This is a genomic window from Streptomyces canus, assembly GCF_030815415.1.
GTDB classification, from domain to species: domain Bacteria; phylum Actinomycetota; class Actinomycetes; order Streptomycetales; family Streptomycetaceae; genus Streptomyces; species Streptomyces canus_F.
Window position 1 is genome coordinate 8,227,858 of sequence record NZ_JAUSWW010000001.1, and the last position, 24,860, is coordinate 8,252,717.

A 24,860-nucleotide genomic window follows, 5' to 3' on the forward strand; every position below is an offset into this window, starting at 1 on the left:
CCCGCACACCTGTTGATCAGGCCGTCCCGGTATCCGGGCCCGACTTGATCACCGCCATCAGCGTATCCGCCGCCACCGACATTCGTCGGCGGACGGCCGAAGCCGCCCGCCGACTCGGAGGGGAGCGATCCAGGAAAGCCACTTGTAGTGTGCCCAGCGCCAACTCCTAGGAGTCGCGCGCCTCTTCACGGATCCTCTCGGCGATCTGCGGCGGCATGGGTTCGTGCCGTGCGTAGGAGCGGTTGAAGCGTGCCGTGCCGTGCGACAGGGAGCGCAGGTCGACGGCGTACCGGCCGATCTCGATCTCCGGTACCTCGGCCCTGACGACGGTGCGGTTCCCGCTGGTCTGCTCGGTGCCGAGGACCCGGCCGCGCCGGCCGGACAGGTCGCTCATCACGGCGCCCACGTAGTCGTCGCCGACCAGAACGCTCACCTCGGCCACCGGTTCGAGGAGGTGGATCCTCGCGTCCGCCGCGGCCTCCCGCAGCGCCAGCGCGCCGGCTGTCTGGAATGCGGCGTCGGAGGAGTCCACCGAGTGCGCCTTGCCGTCGACCAGTGTGATCCGTACGTCGACGAGCGCGTGGCCGGCCGCGACGCCCCTGGCTGCCTGGGCCCGCACGCCCTTCTCGACGGAGGGAATGAACTGCCGGGGCACCGCGCCGCCGACGACCTTGTCCACGAACTCGATGCCCGAGCCGCCCGGCAGAGGCTCCACCTCGATCGCGCAGATGGCGAACTGCCCGTGCCCGCCGGACTGCTTGACATGCCGGCCGCGGCCCGCCGACTTGTCGGCGAACGTCTCCCGGAGGGAGACCCTGTGCGGTACGACGTCGACCTGGACGCCGTACCGGCTGCGCAGCCGCTCCAGCGCCACGTCGGCGTGTGCCTCGCCCAGGCACCACAGGACCACCTGGTGGGTGTCCTGGTTCTGTTCGAGCCGCATGGTCGGGTCCTCGGCGACCAGTCGGCTCAGGCCCTGTGAGAGCTTGTCCTCGTCGGCCTTGCTGTGTGCCTCGATCGCGAGCGGCAGCAGCGGGTCGGGCATCTGCCAGGGCTCCATCAGGAGCGGGTCGTCCTTGGCCGAGAGGGTGTCGCCGGTCTCCGCGCGGCTCAGCTTGGCCACGCACACCAGGTCGCCGGCGATGGCGTGCGTCACCGGGCGCTGCTGTTTGCCGAACGGGGTGGACAGGGCCCCGACGCGTTCGTCGACGTCGTGGTCCTCGTGCCCGCGGTCGGCCAGACCGTGTCCGGAGACGTGCACCGTCTCGTCGGGGCGCAGGGTGCCGGAGAAGATGCGGACGAGGGAGATACGGCCGACGTAGGGGTCGGAGGACGTCTTGACGACCTCCGCGACCAGCGGGCCCTCCGTGTCGCAGGCCTTCACCTCGCGCGGTGTGCCGTCGATGGTGGTGACGCCGGGCGTGGGGTGTTCGAAGGGTGTCGGGAAGCCCCTGGTGATGAGCTCCAGCACCTCGACCGTGCCGAGCCCCTGTTTGGCGCCCTCGGCCGCGGGGGCGGCGGCGAGGACGGGGAAGAAGACACCGCGCGCGACGGCTCGCTCCAGGTCCTCGATCAGTGTCTTGACGTCGACCTCTTCACCGCCGAGGTAGCGGTCCATGAGGGTCTCGTCCTCGCTCTCGGCGATGATCCCCTCGATCAGCCGGTTGCGGGCCTCCTCGATCTGCGGCAGCTGGTCCTCGCCGGGCTCGGACTCCTTGCGCTCACCGGAGGAGTAGTCGAACAGCTTCTGCGACAGCAGGCCGATCAGACCGGTCACGGGTGCGTGCCCGTCCGGCGCCTGCGGGCCGTGCAGCGGCAGGTACAGGGGGAGCACGGCGTCGGGGTCGTCCCCGCCGAACGCCTCCGCACAGGTCCGTGTCATCGCCTCGAAGTCCGCCCGCGCGGACTCCAGGTGGGTGATCACGAGCGCGCGCGGCATGCCGACGGCCGCGCACTCCTCCCAGACCATGCGGGTCGAGCCGTCCACGCCGTCGGAGGCCGAGACGACGAAAAGGGCCGCGTCCGCCGCTCGCAGACCGGCCCTCAGTTCCCCGACGAAGTCGGCGTATCCGGGGGTGTCGAGGAGATTGACCTTGATGCCGTCCCATTCGACGGGCACCAGGGAGAGCTGCACCGAACGGTTCTGCCGGTGTTCGATCTCGTCGTAGTCGGAGACGGTGCCGCCGTCCTCCACGCGACCCGCCCTGTTCACCGCCCCCGCTGTCAGCGCGAGAGCTTCCACCAATGTCGTCTTGCCCGATCCGGAGTGGCCGACCAGCACCACATTCCGTACGGACGCGGGGTGGTCGGCCGCTGTTGCCCTGCCGGCGGCTCCGGGGTGTGCGTTCGCCTTGTCGCCCATGGCCTTGCCTCCCGTGCACGGTGAGGTCACTGTGGGCGCTGCGGATCCTCCTCCGGACTTCGTCCGGGAGGTGCCCCCAGCGATGGCGGCTCCGGTGACGCCCGCGGTTCTTCGAGCTTTCCACTCCGGTCACGGTGCGTCCATACGGGGGACGCGATCCTGCCGTTACCCGTATGCCGTGCGGCCGTGACGCGGGGCGACAGTGCCCGGCGTTCGCACATGCGCGCGCGTGGCTACGATGGGCCAGCCGGTGGCCAGCAGGGGCCGCGCGGCCACACCGACCCTCGGGAAGGCCATGCTGAACAAGTACGCGCGTGCATTCTTCACGCGTGTCCTCACGCCGTTCGCCTCATTTCTCATCAGAAGGGGCGTCAGCCCTGACACGGTGACGCTGCTCGGCACCGCGGGGGTGGTCGCGGGGGCGCTGGTCTTCTTCCCCATGGGCGAGTTCTTCTGGGGCACGATCGTGATCACGCTGTTCGTGTTCTCGGACCTGGTCGACGGCAACATGGCCCGGCAGCTCGGCCGTTCCAGCCGCTGGGGCGCCTTCCTGGACTCCACGCTGGACCGGGTCGCCGACGGCGCGATCTTCGGCGGCTTCATCCTCTGGTACGCCGGTGGCGGTGACGACCTCGTCCTGTGCGCGGTCTCGATCTTCTGTCTGGCGAGCGGCCAGGTGGTGTCGTACACCAAGGCCCGGGGCGAGTCGATCGGTCTGCCGGTCGCCGTCAACGGTCTCGTCGAGCGGGCCGAGCGGCTGGTGATCTCGCTGGTCGCGGCCGGTCTCGCGGGTCTGCACACGTTCGGCGTGCCGGGCATCCAGTACCTGCTGCCGGTCGCGCTGTGGATCGTCGCCGTCGGCAGCCTCGTCACGCTGATCCAGCGCGTCGTCACGGTCCGTCGCGAGGCGGCGGAGGCGGACGCGGCCACCCCGCAGGAGACCCAGGGGAGCGAGGCGGCGAAGTGAGTGCCCAGGACCGGCTCACCGACGCGCTGTACGGCCTCGGCTGGGGAGCGGTGAAGAAGCTCCCCGAGCCGGTCGCCGTACGCCTCGGCCGGACCATCGCCGATCTCGCCTGGAAGCAGCGCGGCAAGGGCGTGCAGCGGCTGGAGAGCAACTACGCGCGCGTGGTGCCCGACGCGACCCCTGAGCGCCTCGCCGAGCTGTCCCGCGCGGGCATGCGCTCGTATCTGCGCTACTGGATGGAGTCCTTCCGGCTGCCCGCCTGGAGCGAGGAGCGCATCAAGGGCGGCTTCGAGGCCAAGGACCTGCACCACCTGACCGACGGCCTCGCCTCCGGCCGGGGTGTCATCCTCGCGCTGCCGCACATGGCCAACTGGGACCTCGCCGGCGCCTGGGTCACCACGAAGCTGGACACCCCGTTCACCACCGTCGCGGAACGGCTCAAGCCGGAGACGCTGTACGACCGGTTCGTCGCCTATCGCGAGGGCCTCGGCATGGAGGTCCTGCCGCACAGCGGGGGCACCGCCTTCGGCACCCTGGCCCGGCGGCTGCGCGACGGCGGTCTGGTCTGTCTGGTCGCCGAGCGCGACCTGTCCTCCTCCGGCGTCGAGGTCCAGTTCTTCGGCGAGGCGACCCGGATCCCCGCGGGCCCGGCGCTCCTCGCCCAGCAGACCGGCGCGCTGCTGCTGCCGGTGACGCTCTGGTACGACGACTCGCCCGTCATGCGGGGCAGGGTGCACCCCCCGGTCGAGGTGCCCGAGACAGGTACCCGCGCCGAGAAGACGTCTGTCATGGCACAGGCGCTGGCCGATGCCTTCGCCTCGGGGATCGCCGACCATCCGGAGGACTGGCACATGCTGCAGCGGTTGTGGCTCAAGGATCTCGACCCCAGTAAGGGGCCCTCGTGAGGATCGGCATCGTCTGCCCGTATTCCTGGGACGTGCCGGGCGGCGTCCAGTTCCACATCCGCGATCTCGCCGAGTACTTCATCCGCCTCGGCCACGACGTGTCCGTCCTGGCCCCGGCCGACGACGACACCCCGCTGCCGCCCTACGTCGTCTCGGCGGGCCGCGCGGTGCCGGTGCCGTACAACGGCTCGGTGGCCCGGCTGAACTTCGGCTTCCTCAGCGCCGCGCGGGTACGCCGCTGGCTGCACGACGGCGAGTTCGACGTCGTCCACATCCACGAGCCGTCCTCGCCCTCGCTCGGCCTGCTGGCCTGCTGGGCGGCGCAGGGCCCCCTCGTCGCGACGTTCCACACCTCGAACCCGCGTTCCAAGGCCATGATCGCCGCGTACTCCATCCTCCAGGCCGCCCTGGAGAAGATCAGCGCGCGCATCGCGGTGAGCGAGTACGCCCGCCGCACGCTGGTGGAGCACCTCGGCGGGGACGCGGTCGTCATCCCGAACGGCGTCGACGTCGACTTCTTCGCCAAGGCCGAGCCCAACCCCGAGTGGCAGGGCGACACCCTCGGCTTCGTCGGCCGCATCGACGAGCCCCGCAAGGGTCTGCCGGTGCTGATGAAGGCCCTGCCGAAGATCCTCGCCGAGCGCCCGCAGACCCGGCTCCTGGTGGCCGGGCGCGGCGACGAGGAGGAGGCCGTGGAGAACCTGCCCGCCGAACTCCGCTCGCGCGTGGAGTTCCTCGGCATGGTCAGCGACGAGGGCAAGGCGCGCTTCCTGCGCAGCGTCGACCTGTACGTCGCCCCCAACACCGGCGGCGAGAGCTTCGGGATCATCCTGGTCGAGGCGATGTCGGCCGGTGCCCCCGTCCTCGCCTCGGACCTGGACGCCTTCGCCCAGGTGCTCGACCAGGGCGCGGCGGGTGAACTCTTCGCCAACGAGGACGCCGACGCACTGGCCGACGCGGCACTGCGGCTGCTGGCCGATCCGGAGCGGCGGGCCGAACTGCGGGAGCGCGGGAGCGCCCACGTACGGCGGTTCGACTGGTCGACGGTCGGCGCGGACATCCTGTCGGTGTACGAGACGGTGACGGCGGGCGCGGCCGCAGTGGCGGCGGCCGACGACGACCGCACCACGAGCCTGTTGTCGCGGTTCGGGCTGGCGCGGGACTGAGGGGCGCGTAGGACCGGGGCCCGTACGTCGGTAACCTTTGCGCCCGTGACCCCAACCCTCATCTGGACCCTCGTCGCCCTGATCGCGATCGGCCTCTACCTGAGCTGGACCGCAGGACGACTGGACCGGCTGCACGCCCGGATCGACGCCTCCCGGGCCGCGCTGGACGCGCAGCTGCTGCGGCGCGCCTCGGTGACCCAGGAGCTGGCGACCTCCGGTGTCCTCGACCCGGCCGCCTCGATCGTGCTCTACGAGGCGGCGCACGCCGCGCGGCAGGCCGAGGAGGAGCAACGGGAGGTCGCCGAGAGCGAGCTGACCCAGGCCCTGCGAGCCGTCTTCGCGGAGACGCCGCAGGTGGAGACGGTGCGGGAGGCGCCCGGGGGAGTGGAAGCCGTCCGGGAGCTGACCGAGGCGGTGCGCCGGGTGCCGATGGCCCGGCGCTTCCACAACGACTCCGTACGGGCCGCCCGTGCCCTGCGGCGCCACCGCAAGGTCCGCTGGTTCCGGCTGGCGGGTCACGCCCCGTTCCCGCTGGCGTTCGAGATGGACGACGAGCCTCCTGTGGCCCTGGTGGACCGGGCCGCGTAGCCGCGCCCGCCCGGAAAACGATCCACCGCCTCCCCATTGGCCCTTGCTGTGGACTGCTCGCTTCACGTTTCCTCGGTACTGCAGAAATCCTCTTTTCACATCAGCGAGGTCAATCCGTGTCGCTCACCGAGAACCAGGCCCCCGAGACCGGCACCGCCCGTGTGAAGCGCGGCATGGCCGAGCAGCTCAAGGGCGGCGTGATCATGGACGTGGTCAACGCCGAGCAGGCGAAGATCGCCGAGGACGCCGGCGCCGTGGCCGTCATGGCCCTGGAGCGGGTCCCCGCCGACATCCGCAAGGACGGCGGCGTGGCCCGGATGTCGGACCCCACCATGATCGAGGAGATCATCGAGGCGGTCTCCATCCCCGTGATGGCCAAGTCCCGCATCGGCCACTTCGTCGAGGCCCAGGTCCTGCAGTCGCTCGGCGTCGACTACATCGACGAGTCCGAGGTCCTCACCCCGGCCGACGAGGTCAACCACTCCGACAAGTGGGCCTTCACGACCCCCTTCGTCTGCGGCGCCACCAACCTCGGTGAGGCCCTGCGCCGTATCGCCGAGGGCGCGGCCATGATCCGCTCCAAGGGCGAGGCCGGCACCGGCAACGTCGTCGAGGCCGTCCGTCACCTGCGCCAGATCAAGAACGAGATCGCCCGGCTGCGCGGCTACGACAACAACGAGCTGTACGCCGCCGCCAAGGAGCTGCGCGCCCCGTACGAGCTCGTCAAGGAAGTCTCCGAGCTCGGCAAGCTCCCGGTGGTCCTGTTCTCCGCCGGTGGCGTCGCCACCCCCGCCGACGCCGCCCTGATGCGCCAGCTCGGCGCCGAGGGCGTCTTCGTCGGCTCCGGCATCTTCAAGTCCGGCGACCCGGCCAAGCGCGCCGCCGCCATCGTGAAGGCCACCACCTTCTACGACGACCCGAAGATCATCGCGGACGCGTCCCGCAACCTGGGCGAGGCCATGGTCGGCATCAACTGCGACACCCTCCCCGAGGCCGAGCGCTACGCCAACCGCGGCTGGTAACCCACCCATGTCGAACGAAGCACCGGTCATCGGCGTCCTGGCTCTCCAGGGCGACGTACGGGAGCACCTCATCGCCCTGGCCGCGGCGGACACCGTGGCCAGGCCGGTCAGGCGCCCCGAGGAACTCGCCGAGATCGACGGCCTGGTCATCCCCGGCGGTGAGTCCACGACCATCTCCAAACTGGCCGTCCTGTTCGGCGTGATGGAGCCGCTCCGCGCGCGCGTGCGTGCCGGAATGCCTGTCTACGGCACCTGCGCGGGCATGATCATGCTGGCCGACAAGATCCTCGACCCGCGCTCGGGCCAGGAGACGATCGGCGGCATCGACATGATCGTGCGCCGCAACGCCTTCGGACGGCAGAACGAGTCCTTCGAAGCGACGGTCGACGTCGAGGGTGTCGAGGGCGATGCTGTAGAGGGCGTCTTCATCCGCGCCCCCTGGGTCGAGTCCGTAGGCGCCGAGACCGAGGTGCTCGCCGAGCACGAGGGCCACATCGTCGCGGTCCGCCAGGGCAACGCGCTCGCCACGTCGTTCCACCCGGAGCTGACCGGCGACCACCGCGTGCACGCCCTGTTCGTCGACATGGTGCGCGCGAACCGGGCGGCGGAGTCCTTGTAGGATCTCTGGCGTTCGTTGTTTGGATGGGTTACGCGAAGGAGACAGGCAGATGTCCGGCCACTCTAAATGGGCTACGACGAAGCACAAGAAGGCCGTGATCGACGCCAAGCGCGGCAAGCTCTTCGCGAAGATGATCAAGAACATCGAGGTCGCGGCCCGCACCGGCGGCGCCGACGTGTCCGGCAATCCGACGCTGTTCGACGCCATTCAGAAGGCCAAGAAGAGCTCGGTCCCGAACAAGAACATCGACTCCGCGGTCAAGCGCGGCGCCGGCCTCGAGGCCGGTGGCGCCGACTACGAGACGATCATGTACGAGGGCTACGGTCCGAACGGTGTCGCGGTGCTCATCGAGTGCCTCACCGACAACCGCAACCGCGCCGCCTCCGACGTGCGTGTCGCCATGACCCGCAACGGCGGTTCGATGGCCGACCCGGGCTCTGTCTCGTACCTCTTCAACCGCAAGGGCGTCGTGATCGTCCCCAAGGGCGAGCTGACCGAGGACGACGTCCTGGGAGCCGTCCTGGACGCGGGTGCCGAGGAAGTCAACGACCTCGGTGAGTCCTTCGAGATCCTCTCCGAGGCCACCGACCTGGTCGCGGTCCGTACCGCCCTCCAGGACGCCGGGATCGACTACGACTCCGCTGACGCCAACTTCGTCCCGACCATGCAGGTCGAGCTCGACGAGGAAGGCGCCCGCAAGATCTTCAAGCTGATCGACGCCCTCGAGGACAGCGACGACGTGCAGAACGTCTTCGCCAACTTCGACGTCAGCGACGAGGTCATGGAGAAGGTCGACGCGTAGCGCTGTCGCGAACTGAGCGGGTTCGGCGGGCCGGTGGGACACGTCCCACCGGCCCGCCGCCATTGTCGGTGGCAGCGGATAGCCTGACGAGAGTCAAAGATCGCCGTCCACGGGCCGCAACCATCAATTGAGGAACCCCGACGGCGCTCAGCCACGTCCGCGAGAGTGGCGGCGGTTTAGCCGCAAAGAGGGGAGGGGCGCGGTGCGTGTACTCGGGGTGGACCCCGGACTGACGCGGTGCGGTGTCGGTGTCGTCGAGGGGGTCGCGGGCCGACCGCTCACCATGGTCGGCGTCGGCGTCGTACGCACGCCCGCCGACGCCGAGTTGGGGCAGCGCCTCGTCGTCATCGAGCAGGGCATCGAGCAGTGGCTCGACGAGCACCGGCCCGAACTCGTCGCCGTGGAGCGGGTGTTCAGCCAGCACAACGTACGGACCGTGATGGGCACCGCCCAGGCCAGCGCCGTCGCGATGCTCTGTGCCGCCCGCCGCGGCATCCCCGTCGCCCTGCACACCCCCAGCGAGGTCAAGGCCGCCGTCACCGGCAGCGGGCGTGCCGACAAGGCCCAGGTCGGCGCCATGGTCACCCGCCTGCTCCGGCTCGACGCACCGCCCAAGCCCGCCGACGCCGCCGACGCCCTCGCGCTCGCCATCTGCCACATCTGGCGCGCTCCCGCACAGAACAGGCTCCAGCAGGCGGTCGCCCTGCACGCAGCCAACGCAACGAAAGGCCGTACGGCATGATCGCCTTCGTGAGCGGCACGATCGCCGCACTCGCCCCCGACGCCGCCGTCGTCGAGGTCGGCGGTGTCGGCATGGCCGTGCAGTGCACGCCCAACACCCTGTCCACGCTCCGCCTGGGCAAGCCGGCCAAGCTCGCCACCTCCCTCGTCGTACGGGAGGACTCGCTGACCCTCTACGGCTTCGTGGACGACGACGAACGCCAGGTCTTCGAACTGCTCCAGACCGCGAGCGGCGTCGGCCCCCGCCTGGCCCAGGCGATGCTGGCCGTGCACGCTCCGGACACCCTGCGCAGGGCGGTGGCCACAGGCGACGAGAAGGCGCTGATCGCCGTCCCCGGCATCGGCAAGAAGGGCGCCCAGAAGCTGCTCCTGGAGCTGAAGGACCGCCTGGGCGAGCCCATCGGCGCCCCCGCCGTCGGCTCCCCGGTCACCCAGGGCTGGCGCGACCAGCTGCACGCGGCCCTGATCGGCCTCGGCTACGCGACCCGCGAGGCCGACGAGGCCGTGTCCGCCGTGGCCCCCCAGGCCGAGGCCGCCGGGGGCACCCCGCAGGTGGGCCAACTGCTGAAGGCCGCCCTGCAGACCCTGAACCGCGCCCGCTAGGAGAACGTCAGTGAACTGGGACGACACCACCGACGCGACCGCCCCCGAGCGGCTGGTGGACTCTGTCGCCGACCGCGAGGACCAGGCCGTGGAGGCCGCCCTGCGCCCCAAGGACCTGGGCGAGTTCATCGGCCAGGAGAAGGTCCGCGAGCAGCTCGACCTCGTCCTGCGCGCCGCACGCGCGCGGGGCGCCACCGCCGACCACGTGCTGCTCTCCGGCGCCCCCGGCCTCGGCAAGACCACCCTCTCGATGATCATCGCGGCCGAGATGGGCGCCCCCATCCGCATCACCTCCGGCCCCGCCATCCAGCACGCCGGCGACCTGGCCGCGATCCTCTCCTCGCTCCAGGAGGGCGAGGTCCTCTTCCTCGACGAGATCCACCGCATGTCCCGGCCCGCCGAGGAGATGCTGTACATGGCGATGGAGGACTACCGCGTCGACGTGATCGTCGGCAAGGGCCCGGGCGCCACCGCCATCCCCCTCGAACTGCCCCCGTTCACCCTGGTCGGCGCCACCACGCGCGCGGGCCTGCTGCCGCCCCCGCTGCGCGACCGCTTCGGCTTCACCGCGCACATGGAGTTCTACGAGCCCGCCGAACTGGAGCGGGTCATCCACCGCTCCGCGAACCTCCTCGACGTCGAGATCGACACCGACGGCGCCGCCGAGATCGCCGGCCGCTCCCGCGGCACGCCCCGCATCGCCAACCGTCTGCTGCGCCGGGTGCGCGACTACGCCCAGGTCAAAGCGGACGGGTTCATCACACGTGACATCGCGGGGGCCGCACTGAAGGTCTACGAGGTCGACGCCCGCGGCCTCGACCGCCTGGACCGCGGAGTCCTGGAGGCCCTGCTCAAACTGTTCGGCGGCGGCCCCGTCGGCCTGTCCACCCTCGCGGTCGCGGTGGGGGAGGAGCGCGAGACCGTCGAGGAGGTCGCCGAGCCCTTCCTCGTCCGGGAGGGTCTGCTGGCCCGTACACCGCGTGGTCGCGTCGCCACTCCCGCCGCATGGGCGCACCTGGGCCTCACCCCGCCCCGCTCCGCGGCCACCGGAAACGGACAACAAGACCTGTTCGGGACGTGATGTCTTTGTGACGGTGCGGGATTGGCCGGGCCAGGAACCCGGGTGCCATGCTGAGCGTTGTTCCCTGCACGCGGACTCGCTTAGACTCCGCCGATGCCGCCTTTGTCGGCGGCGCGCACACCCCCAACCATCAGGCCGCTCACCATCGCGGTCACGTGAAGGAAGTACCGACCCGTGAGTCTCGTGACCCTCCTCCCGTTCGTCGTGCTCATCGGGGCCATGTTCCTGATGACCCGGTCGGCGAAGAAGAAGCAGCAGGCCGCCGCCGACATGCGGAACCAGATGCAGCCCGGCAGTGGCATCCGCACCATCGGGGGCATGTACGCCACGGTCAAGGAGGTCAACGACGAGACGATCCTCGTCGACGCGGGGCCGGGCGTCGAGCTCCTCTTCGCGAAGAACGCGATCGGTGCCGTCCTGACGGACGACGAGTACAACCGGATCGTCCACGGTGTCGAGCACGACCTGAAGACGGACGTCGTCCCCGACGACGCCTCCTCCCTCACCGAGACCGACGAGACCGCCGACGAAGCTGCCGCCGCCTCCGACGACGACAAGTCCGTCGACCTCGAAAAGAAGGACGAGCCCGCCGACGAGGCCGAGCCGGCCGCCGAGGCCGCCGAGGCGAAGACGGACGACGTGCCGAAGAAGACCGACGGCGACTCCGACGCGAAGTAGCCGTACCTCTGGGCGCGCGGGCCAGGCCTGCGCGCCCTCGGACGTACGCAGCTCGCAGGGGATCCCGACACCATGTCATGGCCGCCCGCCCGATGACCCGGCGCGAGGCGGCCCGAGAGGGAGTACGAGAAGGTGGCAGCAGCACCCAAGAGGGGCCGGAGCTCGAGTGCCCAGAGCAAGCCAGGGCGCTCGCTGGCCCTCATCCTGATCGCCATCGTGGCGCTCACCGGAGGGATGTTCCTCTCCGGTCACACCACGCCGCGTCTCGGCATCGACCTCGCCGGCGGTACCAGCATCACGCTGGAGGCGAAGGCCGACCAAGGGTCCGCGATCAACTCGGCCAACATGAACACCGCGGTCGAGATCATGAACCGCCGTGTCAACGGCCTGGGCGTCTCCGAGGCGGAGGTGCAGACCCAGGGTAAGAAGAACATCATCGTCAACATCCCCAAGGGCACCAACTCCAAGGAAGCCCGGGACCAGGTCGGCACCACCGCGAAGCTGTACTTCCGTCCGGTGCTGGCCCAGGACGCCACCGGCGCCGCCGCCGCGACGCCCTCGCCGAGCGCGTCCGCCAGTGGTTCCTCCAGCGCCTCGCCGAGCCCCTCCACGAGCGAGTCGGCCACCACGGGTGAGAAGGCGACCTCGTCGAGCTCCCCGTCGGCCTCCGCCACCACACAGGGCCGCGCCGCCTCCGACGCGCTGAAGGCCGACCCGACCCCGTCGGGGTCCGCCTCGCCCTCCGCCTCCGCGAGCCCGTCCGCCTCCGCGAGTGCCCCCACCGCCGCCGAAGCCAAGCTCCAGGCCGCGTACACCGCGCTCGACTGCTCCAAGCAGACGCAGCGCAACAAGGCCGGCGAAGGCGTGAAGCCCGAGGACCCGACCGTGGGCTGCGGTGAGATCCAGGGCGTCTGGTACAAGTACCTGCTCGGCCCGGCCGCCGTGGCCGGCACCGAGGTCGACGAGGCCAAGGCCGTCTACGACACGCAGACCGCCGCCGGCTGGCAGGTCACGATGGACTTCAACAAGAGCGGCGCCAAGAAGTTCGCCGACATCACCGGCCAGCTCGCCCAGAACACCCAGCCGCAGAACGAGTTCGGCATCGTCCTCGACGGCGAGGTCGTCTCCAGCCCGACCGTCAGCCAGTCCATCACCGGCGGCCAGGCCCAGATCTCCGGCAGCTTCACGCAGGAGGAGGCCCAGAGCCTCGCCAACATGCTGTCGTACGGCGCGCTCCCGCTCTCCTTCAAGGAGCAGAACGTGACCACGGTGACCGCCGCCCTCGGCACCGACCAGCTGCACGCCGGTCTGTTCGCCGGTGCGATCGGCCTCGCGCTGGTCATTCTGTACCTGGTGTTCTACTACCGCGGTCTGTCGCTGGTCGCGATCGCCTCACTGCTCGTCTCCGGCACCCTCACCTATGTGCTCATGGCGCTGCTCGGCCCGGCCATCGGCTTCGCGCTGAACCTGCCGGCCGTGTGCGGTGCCATCGTCGCCATCGGTATCACCGCGGACTCGTTCATCGTGTACTTCGAACGCATCCGTGACGAGATCCGTGAGGGCCGCTCCCTGCGCCCCGCCGTCGAGCGGGCCTGGCCGCGCGCCCGGCGCACCATCCTGGTCTCCGACTTCGTGTCGTTCCTCGCCGCGGCGGTGCTGTTCATCGTCACCGTCGGCAAGGTCCAGGGCTTCGCGTTCACTCTGGGTCTGACCACCGTCCTCGACGTCGTCGTGGTCTTCTTCTTCACCAAGCCGCTGATGACGCTGCTGGCCCGCCGCCCGTTCTTCGCGAGCGGCAACAAGTGGTCCGGCCTCGACCCGAAGAGCCTGGGTGCCAAGGCGCCACTGCGCCGCACCCGCCGTCCCGCCCCCGTTGAGACGAAGGAGGCGTGAGCATGTCGAAACTCGGCAACCTCGGCGCCCGACTGCACCGTGGCGAGATCAGTTACGACTTCGTCGGCCACCGCAAGCTCTGGTACGGCATCTCGATCCTGATCACCATCACGGCCATCGTCGGCCTGGCGGTGCGCGGCCTGAACATGGGCATCGACTTCCAGGGCGGCGCCGTCTTCACCACCGAGAAGACCAGCATCTCGGTCTCCCAGGCCCAGGAGTACGCGGAAGAGGCCTCCGGCCACGACGCCGTGGTGCAGAAGCTGGGCAACGGCACGCTGCGCATCCAGATCGCCGGCATGGACACCACGCAGTCCGACGAGATCAAGAACAAGCTCGCGACGGACTTCAAGGTCGACCCGGAGAAGATCGCCGCCGACCTCGTCGGTCCCAGCTGGGGCGACCAGATCGCCAACAAGGCCTGGCAGGGTCTGGCGATCTTCATGGTCCTGGTGGTGATCTATCTGGCGATCGCCTTCGAGTGGCGCATGGCCATCGCGGCGCTCGTCGCACTGATCCACGACATCACCATCACCGTCGGCATCTACGCCCTCGTCGGCTTCGAGGTCACGCCGGGCACGGTGATCGGTCTGCTGACCATCCTCGGTTACTCGCTCTACGACACGGTGGTCGTCTTCGACTCCCTCAAGGAGCAGACGAAGGACATCACCAAGCAGACCCGCTGGACCTACAGCGACATCGCCAACCGCTCGATCAACAGCACCCTGGTCCGCTCCATCAACACCACGGTGGTCGCGCTGCTGCCGGTGGCGGGCCTGCTGTTCATCGGTGGCGGCTTCCTCGGCGCGGGCACGCTCAACGACATCTCGCTGTCGCTGTTCGTCGGCCTCGCCGCCGGCGCGTACTCCTCGATCTTCATCGCGACGCCGCTCGTGGCGGACCTCAAGGAGCTCGAGCCGCAGATGAAGTCCCTCCGGAAGCGGGTCCTGGCCAAGCGCGCCCAGGTCGGCGCCGAGGGGGAGCAGGCCGAGGCCCGCGGCGGGGACGCGCACGGTGACGAGCCGGAGGACGCCCACGCGGTCGTCGGCCCGCGCACCCAGCCCGCCTCGCGCACCCGGGGCCGCGGCCGACCCTCGGGGAAGCGGCGATGACCGACATCAAGGAACTGCTGTTCAGCCGCATCCGTGATGTGGCCGACTACCCGGAGCCGGGGGTGATGTTCAAGGACATCACCCCGCTCCTGGCGGACCCGGCGGCCTTCACCGCGCTGACGGACGCGCTCGCGGAGATCGCCGGGCGCACCGGCGCGACCAAGGTCGTCGGCCTGGAGGCCCGCGGCTTCATCCTCGGCGCCCCGGTGGCCGTCCGCGCGGGCCTCGGCTTCATCCCCGTACGCAAGGCGGGCAAGCTCCCCGGAGCGACCCTCGCCCAGGCGTACGACCTGGAGTACGGCTCCGCGGAGATCGAGGTGCATGCGGAGGATCTGTCGTCGGACGACCGCATCCTGATCATCGACGACGTCCTGGCGACCGGCGGCACGGCGGAGGCCTCGATCCAGCTGATCCGCAGGGCGGGAGCCCAGGTCGCGGGTCTGGCGGTCCTGATGGAGCTGGGCTTCCTGTCGGGCCGCGCCCGCCTGGAACCGGCGCTGGCGGGCGCTCCGCTGGAAGCGCTACTGGTGGTCTGAGGCCGACATAGGTCTCACGAAAACGGCCGTCCTGGTTACCCAGGGCGGCCGTTTCGCGCCCCTGAAGGGGCGCGGGGAACTGCGCGACCAGCCACAGCGGCGCCGCAGTCGGCCATGCGCCTTGGCCCCTCGGACAAGTCCCGGAATGCCAGTGCACGCCCCTCACGTTTCATCGGTAGACGGTCCTCACACCCGCCTGAAGGCGATCCCGAGCCGCAGGATCGCTACCATGGGGTCTCCGGAGCCTGATCGGGGGACCCGGATCGCGCACGAGGAGTCCTCTTGCCAGACGAGGCCCAGCCACTGACCGCCGCCAAGCCCGAGCCTTCGGCAGGCGCCGCGGCCACGCCCGCGCCGAGCGCGAAGAACGCCGCGCAGGGCTCGGTCGAGCACGCCCAGTCCGCGCCCGTCGACAAGTCGGCCGAGCAGCCGCGCCCCAAGCCGGCCGCGCCCGAGCGCCCCGCCCCCGCGTCCACGCCCGCCGCGGTCCGGCCGCCGGCCGGCCAGCCCGCCCGCTCCGGCTCCTCCAACCGCGTCCGCGCCCGTCTCGCCCGCCTGGGAGTCCAGCGCTCCAACCCGTACAACCCGGTCCTGGAGCCGCTGCTGCGGATAGTGCGCAGCAACGACCCGAAGATCGAGACCGCGACCCTCCGCAAGATCGAGACCGCCTACCAGGTCGCCGAGCGCTGGCACCGCGGCCAGAAGCGCAAGAGCGGCGACCCGTACATCACGCACCCCCTCGCGGTGACCACCATCCTCGCCGAGCTCGGCATGGACCCCGCCACCCTCATGGCGGGCCTCCTCCACGACACCGTCGAGGACACCGAGTACGGCCTGGACCAGCTCCGCCGCGACTTCGGCGACTCGGTCGCCCTGCTCGTCGACGGCGTCACCAAGCTGGACAAGGTCAAGTTCGGCGAGGCCGCCCAGGCCGAGACCGTACGCAAGATGGTCGTCGCCATGGCCAAGGACCCGCGCGTCCTGGTCATCAAGCTCGCCGACCGCCTGCACAACATGCGCACCATGCGCTATCTCAAGCGCGAGAAGCAGGAGAAGAAGGCGCGCGAGACCCTCGAGATCTACGCGCCGCTCGCCCACCGCCTGGGCATGAACACCATCAAGTGGGAACTGGAGGACCTCGCCTTCGCGATCCTCTACCCCAAGATGTACGACGAGATCGTCCGCCTCGTCGCCGAGCGCGCCCCCAAGCGCGACGAGTACCTCGCCATAGTGACCGACGAGGTGCAGCAGGATCTGCGCGCGGCCCGCATCAAGGCGACCGTCACCGGCCGACCGAAGCACTACTACAGCGTCTACCAGAAGATGATCGTCCGCGGCCGTGACTTCGCGGAGATCTACGACCTGGTGGGCATCCGCGTCCTCGTGGACACGGTCAGGGACTGCTACGCGGCCCTGGGCACCGTCCACGCCCGCTGGAACCCGGTTCCGGGGCGGTTCAAGGACTACATCGCGATGCCCAAGTTCAACATGTACCAGTCGCTGCACACCACGGTCATCGGCCCCAACGGCAAGCCCGTCGAGCTCCAGATCCGCACCTTCGACATGCACCGCCGCGCCGAGTACGGCATCGCCGCGCACTGGAAGTACAAGCAGGAGGCCGTCGCCGGGACCTCCAAGGTGCGTTCGGACCAGCCGAGGACCACCGGCAAGGACGACCACCTCAACGACATGGCGTGGCTGCGCCAGTTGCTCGACTGGCAGAAGGAGACCGAGGACCCCGGAGAGTTCCTGGAGTCCCTGCGCTTCGACCTGTCGCGCAACGAGGTCTTCGTCTTCACCCCCAAGGGCGACGTGATAGCGCTGCCCGCCGGCTCGACACCCGTGGACTTCTCGTACGCGGTCCACACCGAGGTCGGCCACCGCACCATAGGGGCGAGGGTCAACGGCCGCCTCGTACCGCTCGAATCCACCCTGGACAACGGCGACTTGGTGGAGGTCTTCACCTCCAAGGCAGCCGGCGCGGGCCCGTCCCGCGACTGGCTCGGGTTCGTCAAGTCCCCGCGGGCCCGCAACAAGATCCGGGCCTGGTTCTCCAAAGAGCGCCGCGACGAGGCGATCGAGCAGGGCAAGGACGCCATCGTCCGCGCGATGCGCAAGCAGAACCTGCCGATCCAGCGCATCCTGACCGGCGACTCCCTCGTGACGCTCGCCCACGAGATGCGCTACCCCGACATCTCCGCGCTGTACGCGGCGATCGGCGAGGGCCATGTCTCCGCGCAGAACGTCGTGCAGAAGCTGGTCTCCGCGCTCGGCGGCGAGGAGGCGGCCACCGAGGAGATCGACGAGTCGGTCCCGCCGTCGCGCGGCCGTGGCCGCAAGCGCCGTTCCAGCGCCGACCCCGGCGTCGTGGTCAAGGGCGTCGACGACGTGTGGGTCAAGCTCGCCCGCTGCTGCACCCCCGTACCCGGCGACCCCATCATCGGTTTCGTCACACGCGGTAGCGGCGTATCGGTTCACCGCAGCGACTGTGTGAACGTGGAGTCACTGTCCCGCGAGCCCGAGCGCATCCTCGAGGTCGAGTGGGCGCCCACCCAGTCCTCGGTCTTCCTGGTCGCCATCCAGGTCGAGGCCCTGGACCGCTCCCGGCTCCTCTCCGACGTCACCCGCGTCCTGTCCGACCAGCACGTCAACATCCTCTCCGCGGCCGTCCAGACCTCCCGCGACCGCGTCGCCACCTCCCGCTTCACCTTCGAGATGGGCGATCCGAAGCACCTCGGCCACGTCCTGAAGGCGGTACGCGGCGTGGAGGGCGTCTACGACGTCTACCGCGTGACGTCGGCGCGCGCCCGGGCGTAGGGCACAGCACGAGAAGGGCCCCGTACACGAGGTACGGGGCCCTTCTCGTCGTAGCAGCAGCTGAACCGCGGCCCTGTCAGCCGCCGAACTCCTGCAGACCCTTCAGCGCCTGGTCCAGAAGCGCCTGGCGGCCCTCCAGTTCACGCTCGAGCTTGTCGGCGCGGGCGTTGTTGCCCTGGGCGCGGGCCTGCTCGATCTGGCGCTGGAGCTTGGCCACGGCGTCCTGGAGCTGACCGGTGAGACCCTCGGCACGCGCGCGTGCCTCCGGGTTCGTCCGGCGCCACTCGGTCTCCTCGGCCTCCTGGATGGCCCGCTCGACGGCGTGCATCCGGCCCTCGACCTTGGGACGCGCGTCGCGCGGGACGTGGCCGATGGCCTCCCAGCGCTCGTTGATCTGGCGGAACGCGGACCGCGCCGCCTTGAGGTCGGTGACCGGGAGGATCTTCTCGGCCTCCCCGGCCAGCTCCTCCTTGAGCTTCAGGTTCTCCGTCTGCTCGGCGTCGCGCTCGGCGAAGACCGAGCTGCGAGCGGCGAAGAAGACGTCCTGGGCGCCGCGGAAGCGGTTCCACAGGTCGTCCTCGTGCTCGCGCTGGGCACGGCCCGCGGCCTTCCACTCCGCCATCAGCTCGCGGTAGCGGGCGGCCGTCGGACCCCAGTCGGTGGAGCCGGACAGCGCCTCGGCCTCGGAGACCAGCCGTTCCTTGGTCTTCCGGGCCTCCTCGCGCTGTGCGTCGAGCGAGGCGAAGTGGGCCTTGCGACGCTTGGAGAACGCCGACCGGGCGTGCGAGAAGCGGTGCCACAGTTCGTCGTCGGACTTGCGGTCCAGCCGCGGCAGACCCTTCCAGGTGTCCACCAGGGCCCGCAACCGCTCACCGGCCGCCCGCCACTGGTCGGACTGCGCCAGCTCCTCCGCCTCGACGACCAGCGCCTCCTTGGAGTGACGGGCCTCGTCGGACTGCTTGGCGCGCTGCTGCTTGCGCTCCTCGCGGCGCTTCTCGACCGTCTCCACGAGCTTGTCCAGACGCACCTTGAGGGCGTCCAGGTCACCGACCGCGTGGTGCGCGTCCACCTGCTCGCGAATGTGGTCGATGGCGACCTGCGCGTCCTTCGCCGACAGATCGGTGGTCTTCACTCGCTTCTCGAGGAGGCCGATCTCGACAACCAGGCCCTCGTACTTGCGCTCGAAGTAGGCCAGCGCCTCCTCAGGGGAGCCGGCCTGCCAGGAACCGACGACCTGCTCGCCGTCGGCCGTACGCACGTACACGGTCCCCGTCTCGTCGACGCGGCCCCACGGGTCGCTGCTCACAGCGCCTCCTCCACATGATGCCTGCGTGGGGCTTCAGCACCCCCGGGCATCGTCCACAGTTTCGTCACGGCCAACATAGGCGACCGGCGGGTTGCCTGTCCGCATCCCGCGCGACCGAAATTTGGCTGTTGGGGGTCAGGATTTGGTGACAGTCGCCTTGTTGATCACGACCGTTGCGTTGGGAGCGCCGTCACCCGCTCCGGTGCTCTCACCCGCGGCCGCGATCTTCTTCAGAACCGTCATACCGGACTCGGAGACGGTCCCGAACGGCGTGTAGCTCGGCGGCAGCTGACTGTCCTGGTAGACGAGGAAGAACTGGCTGCCTCCGGTGTGCGCCTTGCCGGTGTTCGCCATCGCGATGGTGCCCGCCGGGTAGATGTTGTCCTTGAGGCTTTTGTCCTTCAGGTTCTCGTCCGGGATCGTGTAGCCGGGACCACCGCTGCCGCTGCCCGTCGGGTCGCCGCACTGAAGCACGTAGATGCCGTTGGTGGTGAGCCGGTGGCACTTGGTGTGGTCGAAGTAGCCCTTGGCCGCGAGGAAGTCGAACGAGTTGACGGTGTGCGGGGCCGCCTTCGTCTTGAGCGCGATGTCTATGTCACCGCACGTCGTCGCCAGCTTCATCGTGTACTTCGCCGACTTGTCGATCGTCAGCGACGGCTCCTTCTTCCAGGTCGCCGTCTTGACCTTGCCCTCCGCCGGCTTCTTGCACGGGTCGGCGATCGCGCTGGGCGTCGGCGACGGCGTGGCCGCGGCGGCGTCGGACTTGTCGTCGTCGCCCTTGAGGACGTCCGACGTATAGAGCGCCAGACTGCCCACCAGGATCACGCCGAGCACCGACGCGATCACGGAGTTGCGCATGCGGGCCTTGCGCCGCGCGGCCGTGCGCCGCTGCTGCTGCCGCAAGAACTTCTCCCGGGCGAGCTGCCGCTTCCGCTGTTCCTGGGTGACCACCGGGTTCTCTCCTCATGCGTCTCGTACGCCTGCTGGGACGCCTGCGTCTAGTGAGCCGACCGCGTGCGTGTGCCCCGTACCGTATATGGGTTCGCTGAGGAAACGGCAGCGCCGGTAGGCTCTGACCACAGGCGCAGCCGTTTTTTAAGCCCACCCTTATCAACACAACGAAGGACGATCGTGCTCATTGCCGGGTTCCCCGCCGGGGCCTGGGGGACGAACTGTTATCTCGTCGCCCCCGCCGCCGGTGAGGAGTGCGTGATCATCGACCCGGGCCATCAGGCCGCCCAGGGAGTCGAAGAGGCACTGAAGAAGCATCGGCTCAAGCCCGTCGCCGTCGTCCTCACCCATGGCCACATCGACCACGTGGCCTCGGTCGTCCCGGTCTGCGGCGCGCACGACGTACCCGCCTGGATCCACCCCGAGGACCGGTTCATGATGAGCGACCCGGAGAAGGCGCTCGGCCGCTCCATCGGGATGCCGCTCATGGGCGAGCTGACCGTGGGGGAGCCGGACGACGTCAAGGAACTGACCGACGGCGTGAAGCTGGAACTGGCGGGACTGGAGCTCACCGTGGCGCACGCGCCCGGCCATACCAGGGGGTCGGTGACCTTCGGCCTGCCCGAGGTGGCGGACATTCCTCCGCTTCTCTTCTCGGGCGACCTGCTGTTCGCCGGCTCCATCGGACGCACCGATTTCCCCGGTGGCTCCATGGACGACATGCTCGAGTCCCTGGCCCGCGTGGTCCTGCCTCTCGACGACTCGACCGTGGTGCTGCCCGGCCACAACGAGCACACGACCATCGGCCGTGAGCGTGCCACCAACCCGTATCTGCGGCAGGTGGCCGCCGGCCCGGGAGCGCATGCCGACGCTCCCCGACGAGGAATGTGACGAGACTTTCCGTGAGCACCTTCAAGGCCCCCAAGGGCACGTACGACCTCATCCCGCCGGACAGCGCGAAGTTCCTCGCGGTGCGCGAGGCGATCGCGGCTCCGCTGCGCAACTCCGGCTACGGCTACATCGAGACGCCCGGCTTCGAGAGCGTCGAGCTGTTCGCGCGCGGTGTCGGTGAGTCCACCGACATCGTGACCAAGGAGATGTACGCCTTCGAGACCAAGGGCGGCGACAGGCTGGCCCTGCGCCCCGAGGGCACCGCCTCCGTGCTGCGCGCGGCGCTGGAAGCCAACCTCCACAAGGCGGGCAACCTCCCCGTCAAGCTCTGGTACTCGGGCTCGTACTACCGCTACGAGCGTCCCCAGAAGGGCCGTTACCGCCACTTCTCCCAGGTGGGCGCCGAGGCGATCGGTGCCGAGGACCCGGCGCTGGACGCCGAGCTGATCATCCTGGCGGACCAGGCGTACCGCTCGCTGGGGCTGCGCGACTTCCGCATCCTCCTCAACAGCCTGGGCGACAAGGAGTGCCGCCCGGTGTACCGGGAGGCGCTGCAGACCTTCCTCCGGGGGCTCGACCTCGACGAGGAGACCCTGCGCCGCGCGGAGATCAACCCGCTGCGCGTCCTGGACGACAAGCGCGAAGCGGTCCAGAAGCAGCTCGGCGACGCCCCGCTCCTGCGTGACTACCTCTGCGACGGCTGCAAGGCGTACCACGAGGAGGTCCGCGAACTGATCACCGCGGCGGGCGTCGCCTTCGAGGACGACCCCAGGCTGGTGCGCGGCCTGGACTACTACACCCGTACGACCTTCGAGTTCGTCCACGACGGCCTGGGCTCCCAGTCCGCGGTGGGCGGCGGCGGTCGCTACGACGGCCTGTCCGAGATGATCGGCGGCCCCGCGCTGCCGTCGGTGGGCTGGGCGCTGGGCGTCGACCGCACGGTGCTGGCGCTGGAGGCGGAGGGCGTCGAGCTCGAGCTCCCCTCCACGACCAGTGTCTTCGCGGTCCCGCTGGGCGAGGAGGCCCGTCGGATCCTCTTCGCGAAGGTCACCGAGCTGCGCAAGGTGGGCATCGCGGCCGACTTCTCGTACGGGGCCAAGGGCCTCAAGGGCGCCATGAAGAACGCCAACCGCAGCGGCGCCCGCTACACGGTCGTCGCCGGCGAACGCGACCTCGCCGAGGGCGTCGTCCAGCTCAAGGACATGGAGTCCGGTGAGCAGACGGCGATCGGCGTGAACGAGATCGTGGCCGAGCTGGAGGCCCGGCTCGGCTGATACGGCGTGCTGAGGTGCCGGGTCCTTCCAGGGGACCCGGCACCTTTCTGGTGGGCCGTCAACTCGGCGGGTACCGATTCGTCCTGCCGGGCGATTCCGACATGTGAGCGCCACGCACGCGTGCCTTCGGCCCCAGCCCGCCGTACACCCCGCCCCTGCCGATGCCGGGATATCGCTTGCGAGGCCCCGTACGTCCACCACGAGTGCGTCCACGTGTGCTGTGTCATGCCCTCGAACCTCGGCCGGAACCGAACGCTCGGGGACGGCCAGACGTACTTCCTTATGTCCACTGAACGGTGGACACGGCCCCGTGTACGGCACAATGGCCCCTGCCCGAAGAAGGTCCAACTCTCAAGCAGACGGAATCGGCGTGATGAGCAAGACCACAGTCAAAGACGTCCCCACCGAGCCCGAGGGGACCGCCGCTGAGCCACGGCTGGTGGGTGGCAGTCGAGCCTTCGCCATCATGCTGCTGCTCACCGGCGCGGCCGGCCTGCTCGCCGCCTGGGTCATCACGATCGACAAGTTCAAGCTGCTCGAGGCCAAGATCGCGGGCACGAGCTACACCCCGGGCTGCAGCCTGAACCCCGTCGTCTCCTGCGGCAGCGTGATGGAGTCGAAGCAGGCCGCCGCCTTCGGCTTCCCCAACCCGGTGCTCGGCCTCGTCACCTACGGCATCGTCATCGGCGTCGGCATGAGCCTGCTGGCCCGCGCCCGCTTCCCGCGCTGGTACTGGCTGACCTTCAACGCGGGCACCCTCTTCGGCGTCTCCTTCTGCGCCTGGCTGATGTTCCAGTCGCTGTACCGGATCAACGCGCTGTGCCTGTGGTGCTCCCTGGCCTGGGTCGCGACGATCATCATGTTCTGGTACGTGACCTCGTTCAACGTGCGTAACGGCTTCCTGCCCGCCCCGCGCTGGCTGAAGAGCTTCTTCGGCGAGTTCACCTGGGTGCTGCCGGTTCTGCACATCGGGATCATCGGCATGCTGATCCTGACGCGCTGGTGGGACTTCTGGACCAGCTGACCGGCACTGCACAGGCGCCGGCGGGATTGTCAGTGCGGTGAATTAGGGTTCTTGACGTGGAGCCCGACCTGTTCACCGCAGCCGCCGAAGAGCGCCAGGAGAAAGACCCCGCCGGGAGCCCCCTGGCGGTGCGGATGCGCCCGCGCACCCTCGACGAGGTGGTGGGCCAGCAGCATCTGCTGAAGCCCGGCTCGCCCCTGCGCCGCCTGGTCGGCGAGGCCACGGGCGGCCCGGCGGGCCCGTCCTCGGTCATCCTGTGGGGTCCGCCCGGCACCGGCAAGACGACCCTCGCCTACGTCGTCTCCAAGGCCACCAACAAGCGCTTCGTCGAACTGTCGGCGATCACCGCGGGCGTCAAGGAGGTCCGCGCGGTCATCGAGGGAGCCCGCCGTGCCACCGGCGGGTACGGCAAGGAGACCGTCCTCTTCCTCGACGAGATCCACCGCTTCAGCAAGGCCCAGCAGGATTCCCTCCTCCCGGCCGTCGAGAACCGCTGGGTCACCCTGATCGCGGCGACCACCGAGAACCCGTACTTCTCGGTGATCTCCCCGCTGCTGTCCCGCTCGCTCCTGCTGACCCTCGAACCCCTCACGGACGACGATCTCCGCGGACTTCTGCGCAGGGCGCTCGGCGACGACCGCGGCCTCAAGGACGCCGTCACCCTCCCCGACGACACCGAGGACCACCTCCTGCGGATCGCCGGCGGCGACGCCCGCCGGGCCCTGACCGCCCTGGAGGCCGCCGCCGGGGCCGCGCTCGACAAGGGCGAGCCCGAGATCTCCCTCACCACCCTCGAGGAGACGGTCGACCGCGCGGCCGTGACGTACGACCGCGACGGCGACCAGCACTACGACGTCGCCAGCGCCCTCATCAAATCCATCCGCGGCTCGGACGTCGACGCCGCGCTGCACTACCTGGCCCGGATGATCGAGGCCGGCGAGGACCCCCGCTTCATCGCCCGCCGCCTGATGATCTCCGCGAGCGAGGACATCGGTCTGGCCGATCCCCAGGCCCTGCCGATCGCGGTCGCCGCCGCCCAGGCCGTCGCCATGATCGGCTTCCCCGAGGCCGCGCTGACCCTCAGCCACGCCACCATCGCCCTCGCGCTGGCCCCCAAGTCCAACGCCGCGACCATGGCGATCGGCGCCGCCATGGAGGACGTACGCAAGGGACTGGCCGGATCCGTGCCGCCCCACCTGCGCGACGGGCACTACAAGGGCGCCGCCAAGCTCGGCCACGCACAGGGGTATGTGTATCCGCATGATCTGCCCGAGGGCATCGCCGAGCAGCAGTACGCCCCGGACGCCCTCAAGGACCGCGAGTACTACGCGCCGACCAGACACGGCGCCGAGGCGCGGTACGCGGACGCGGTCGAGTGGACCAGAGCGCACCTCGGTCGCAAGCGGTCCTGAGCGCCCTGTAGAATCCCTCGGAGTGCTGCGTCCTGTGCAGTCAGAACAGGACAGTCAGCCGGAGCCAGTCAGAGGACCCAGTCCCCGGATCGGCTCCAGGAGCGTCGCGC

22 protein-coding genes are annotated in these 24,860 nt (G+C 69.8%); 19 read left to right on the forward strand and 3 right to left on the reverse strand.

All coding sequences use genetic code 11. From position 1 onward, the window contains the following. Window positions 1-166: 166 nt before the first annotated feature. Window positions 167-2,362 carry an elongation factor G-like protein EF-G2 gene (locus QF037_RS38095; RefSeq protein ID WP_307033219.1) on the reverse strand — a complete coding sequence of 732 codons (2,196 nt, stop codon included), beginning with the start codon at window positions 2,360-2,362 and terminating at the stop codon, window positions 167-169. A 238-nt stretch (window positions 2,363-2,600) separates the two neighbouring features. Here QF037_RS38095 and pgsA point away from each other — a divergent pair, with 238 nt between their 5' ends. The 15 genes from pgsA (at window position 2,601) to QF037_RS38170 (ending at window position 17,892) form a co-directional block, all read left to right on the forward strand. Beyond that, entirely contained in the window at window positions 2,601-3,329 is a 729-nt protein-coding gene (gene pgsA, locus QF037_RS38100; protein ID WP_307037570.1) for a phosphatidylinositol phosphate synthase, read from the forward strand. Then, window positions 3,326-4,234 carry a phosphatidylinositol mannoside acyltransferase gene (locus QF037_RS38105; protein ID WP_307033221.1) on the forward strand — a complete coding sequence of 303 codons (909 nt, stop codon included), beginning with the start codon at window positions 3,326-3,328 and terminating at the stop codon, window positions 4,232-4,234. Before pgsA ends, QF037_RS38105 begins: the two co-directional genes overlap by 4 nt. Next, the gene (locus QF037_RS38110; RefSeq protein WP_307033223.1) at window positions 4,231-5,400 is read left to right on the forward strand and encodes a glycosyltransferase family 4 protein; all 1,170 of its coding nucleotides are present in this window, start codon (window positions 4,231-4,233) and stop codon (window positions 5,398-5,400) included. The genes QF037_RS38105 and QF037_RS38110 overlap by 4 nt, the downstream gene beginning before the upstream one ends. Window positions 5,401-5,445: 45 nt before the next feature. After that, complete coding sequence (locus QF037_RS38115) at window positions 5,446-5,988, forward strand: hypothetical protein (protein WP_307033225.1); 543 nt, start codon at window positions 5,446-5,448, stop codon at window positions 5,986-5,988. A 116-nt stretch (window positions 5,989-6,104) separates the two neighbouring features. Continuing rightward, on the forward strand, window positions 6,105-7,010 hold the full coding sequence (pdxS, locus tag QF037_RS38120; protein WP_266894972.1) for a pyridoxal 5'-phosphate synthase lyase subunit PdxS: 906 nt from the start codon (window positions 6,105-6,107) through the stop codon (window positions 7,008-7,010). Between the two features lie 7 nt (window positions 7,011-7,017). Next, window positions 7,018-7,629 (forward strand): pyridoxal 5'-phosphate synthase glutaminase subunit PdxT, encoded by a 612-nt coding sequence (gene pdxT, locus QF037_RS38125; protein ID WP_307033228.1) that lies wholly within the window; start codon window positions 7,018-7,020, stop codon window positions 7,627-7,629. A gap of 49 nt (window positions 7,630-7,678) precedes the next feature. Further along, entirely contained in the window at window positions 7,679-8,431 is a 753-nt protein-coding gene (locus QF037_RS38130; RefSeq protein WP_266833215.1) for a YebC/PmpR family DNA-binding transcriptional regulator, read from the forward strand. Between the two features lie 202 nt (window positions 8,432-8,633). Further along, the gene (ruvC, locus tag QF037_RS38135) at window positions 8,634-9,173 is read left to right on the forward strand and encodes a crossover junction endodeoxyribonuclease RuvC (RefSeq protein WP_307033230.1); all 540 of its coding nucleotides are present in this window, start codon (window positions 8,634-8,636) and stop codon (window positions 9,171-9,173) included. Beyond that, on the forward strand, window positions 9,170-9,775 hold the full coding sequence (gene ruvA, locus QF037_RS38140) for a Holliday junction branch migration protein RuvA (RefSeq protein ID WP_307033232.1): 606 nt from the start codon (window positions 9,170-9,172) through the stop codon (window positions 9,773-9,775). The genes ruvC and ruvA overlap by 4 nt, the downstream gene beginning before the upstream one ends. Before the next feature lie 10 nt (window positions 9,776-9,785). Then, a complete protein-coding gene (gene ruvB / locus QF037_RS38145) occupies window positions 9,786-10,856 on the forward strand; it encodes a Holliday junction branch migration DNA helicase RuvB (RefSeq protein WP_307033234.1) in 1,071 nt (356 codons plus the stop codon). A gap of 174 nt (window positions 10,857-11,030) precedes the next feature. Beyond that, entirely contained in the window at window positions 11,031-11,534 is a 504-nt protein-coding gene (gene yajC, locus QF037_RS38150) for a preprotein translocase subunit YajC (RefSeq protein WP_307033236.1), read from the forward strand. A gap of 234 nt (window positions 11,535-11,768) precedes the next feature. Next, window positions 11,769-13,427 carry a protein translocase subunit SecD gene (gene secD / locus QF037_RS38155; RefSeq protein WP_307037571.1) on the forward strand — a complete coding sequence of 553 codons (1,659 nt, stop codon included), beginning with the start codon at window positions 11,769-11,771 and terminating at the stop codon, window positions 13,425-13,427. Between the two features lie 2 nt (window positions 13,428-13,429). Beyond that, on the forward strand, window positions 13,430-14,539 hold the full coding sequence (secF, locus tag QF037_RS38160) for a protein translocase subunit SecF (protein ID WP_307033238.1): 1,110 nt from the start codon (window positions 13,430-13,432) through the stop codon (window positions 14,537-14,539). Next, window positions 14,536-15,075 (forward strand): adenine phosphoribosyltransferase, encoded by a 540-nt coding sequence (locus tag QF037_RS38165; protein ID WP_307033240.1) that lies wholly within the window; start codon window positions 14,536-14,538, stop codon window positions 15,073-15,075. The genes secF and QF037_RS38165 overlap by 4 nt, the downstream gene beginning before the upstream one ends. Window positions 15,076-15,357: 282 nt before the next feature. Further along, on the forward strand, window positions 15,358-17,892 hold the full coding sequence (locus QF037_RS38170; RefSeq protein WP_307033241.1) for a RelA/SpoT family protein: 2,535 nt from the start codon (window positions 15,358-15,360) through the stop codon (window positions 17,890-17,892). 76 nt (window positions 17,893-17,968) lie between these two features. On the opposite strand, the gene QF037_RS38175 is transcribed toward QF037_RS38170, so the two are convergent. Together QF037_RS38175 and QF037_RS38180 are read right to left on the reverse strand one after the other, a co-directional pair. Beyond that, window positions 17,969-19,198: a DUF349 domain-containing protein gene (locus QF037_RS38175; RefSeq protein WP_307033244.1), complete on the reverse strand. Its 1,230-nt coding sequence runs from the start codon at window positions 19,196-19,198 to the stop codon at window positions 17,969-17,971. Window positions 19,199-19,333: 135 nt separating this feature from the next. Next, entirely contained in the window at window positions 19,334-20,149 is an 816-nt protein-coding gene (locus tag QF037_RS38180) for a peptidylprolyl isomerase (RefSeq protein ID WP_307033246.1), read from the reverse strand. Window positions 20,150-20,329: 180 nt separating this feature from the next. Here QF037_RS38180 and QF037_RS38185 point away from each other — a divergent pair, with 180 nt between their 5' ends. The 4 genes from QF037_RS38185 (at window position 20,330) to QF037_RS38200 (ending at window position 24,750) form a co-directional block, all read left to right on the forward strand. Next, window positions 20,330-21,040 carry an MBL fold metallo-hydrolase gene (locus QF037_RS38185; protein ID WP_307033248.1) on the forward strand — a complete coding sequence of 237 codons (711 nt, stop codon included), beginning with the start codon at window positions 20,330-20,332 and terminating at the stop codon, window positions 21,038-21,040. An 11-nt stretch (window positions 21,041-21,051) separates the two neighbouring features. Then, window positions 21,052-22,314 carry a histidine--tRNA ligase gene (gene hisS, locus QF037_RS38190; protein WP_307033250.1) on the forward strand — a complete coding sequence of 421 codons (1,263 nt, stop codon included), beginning with the start codon at window positions 21,052-21,054 and terminating at the stop codon, window positions 22,312-22,314. 373 nt (window positions 22,315-22,687) lie between these two features. Further along, a complete protein-coding gene (locus QF037_RS38195; RefSeq protein ID WP_307033252.1) occupies window positions 22,688-23,338 on the forward strand; it encodes a vitamin K epoxide reductase family protein in 651 nt (216 codons plus the stop codon). A 56-nt stretch (window positions 23,339-23,394) separates the two neighbouring features. After that, window positions 23,395-24,750, forward strand: coding sequence for a replication-associated recombination protein A (locus QF037_RS38200; protein ID WP_307033254.1), 1,356 nt, complete (start codon window positions 23,395-23,397; stop codon window positions 24,748-24,750). Window positions 24,751-24,860 lie beyond the last annotated feature (110 nt).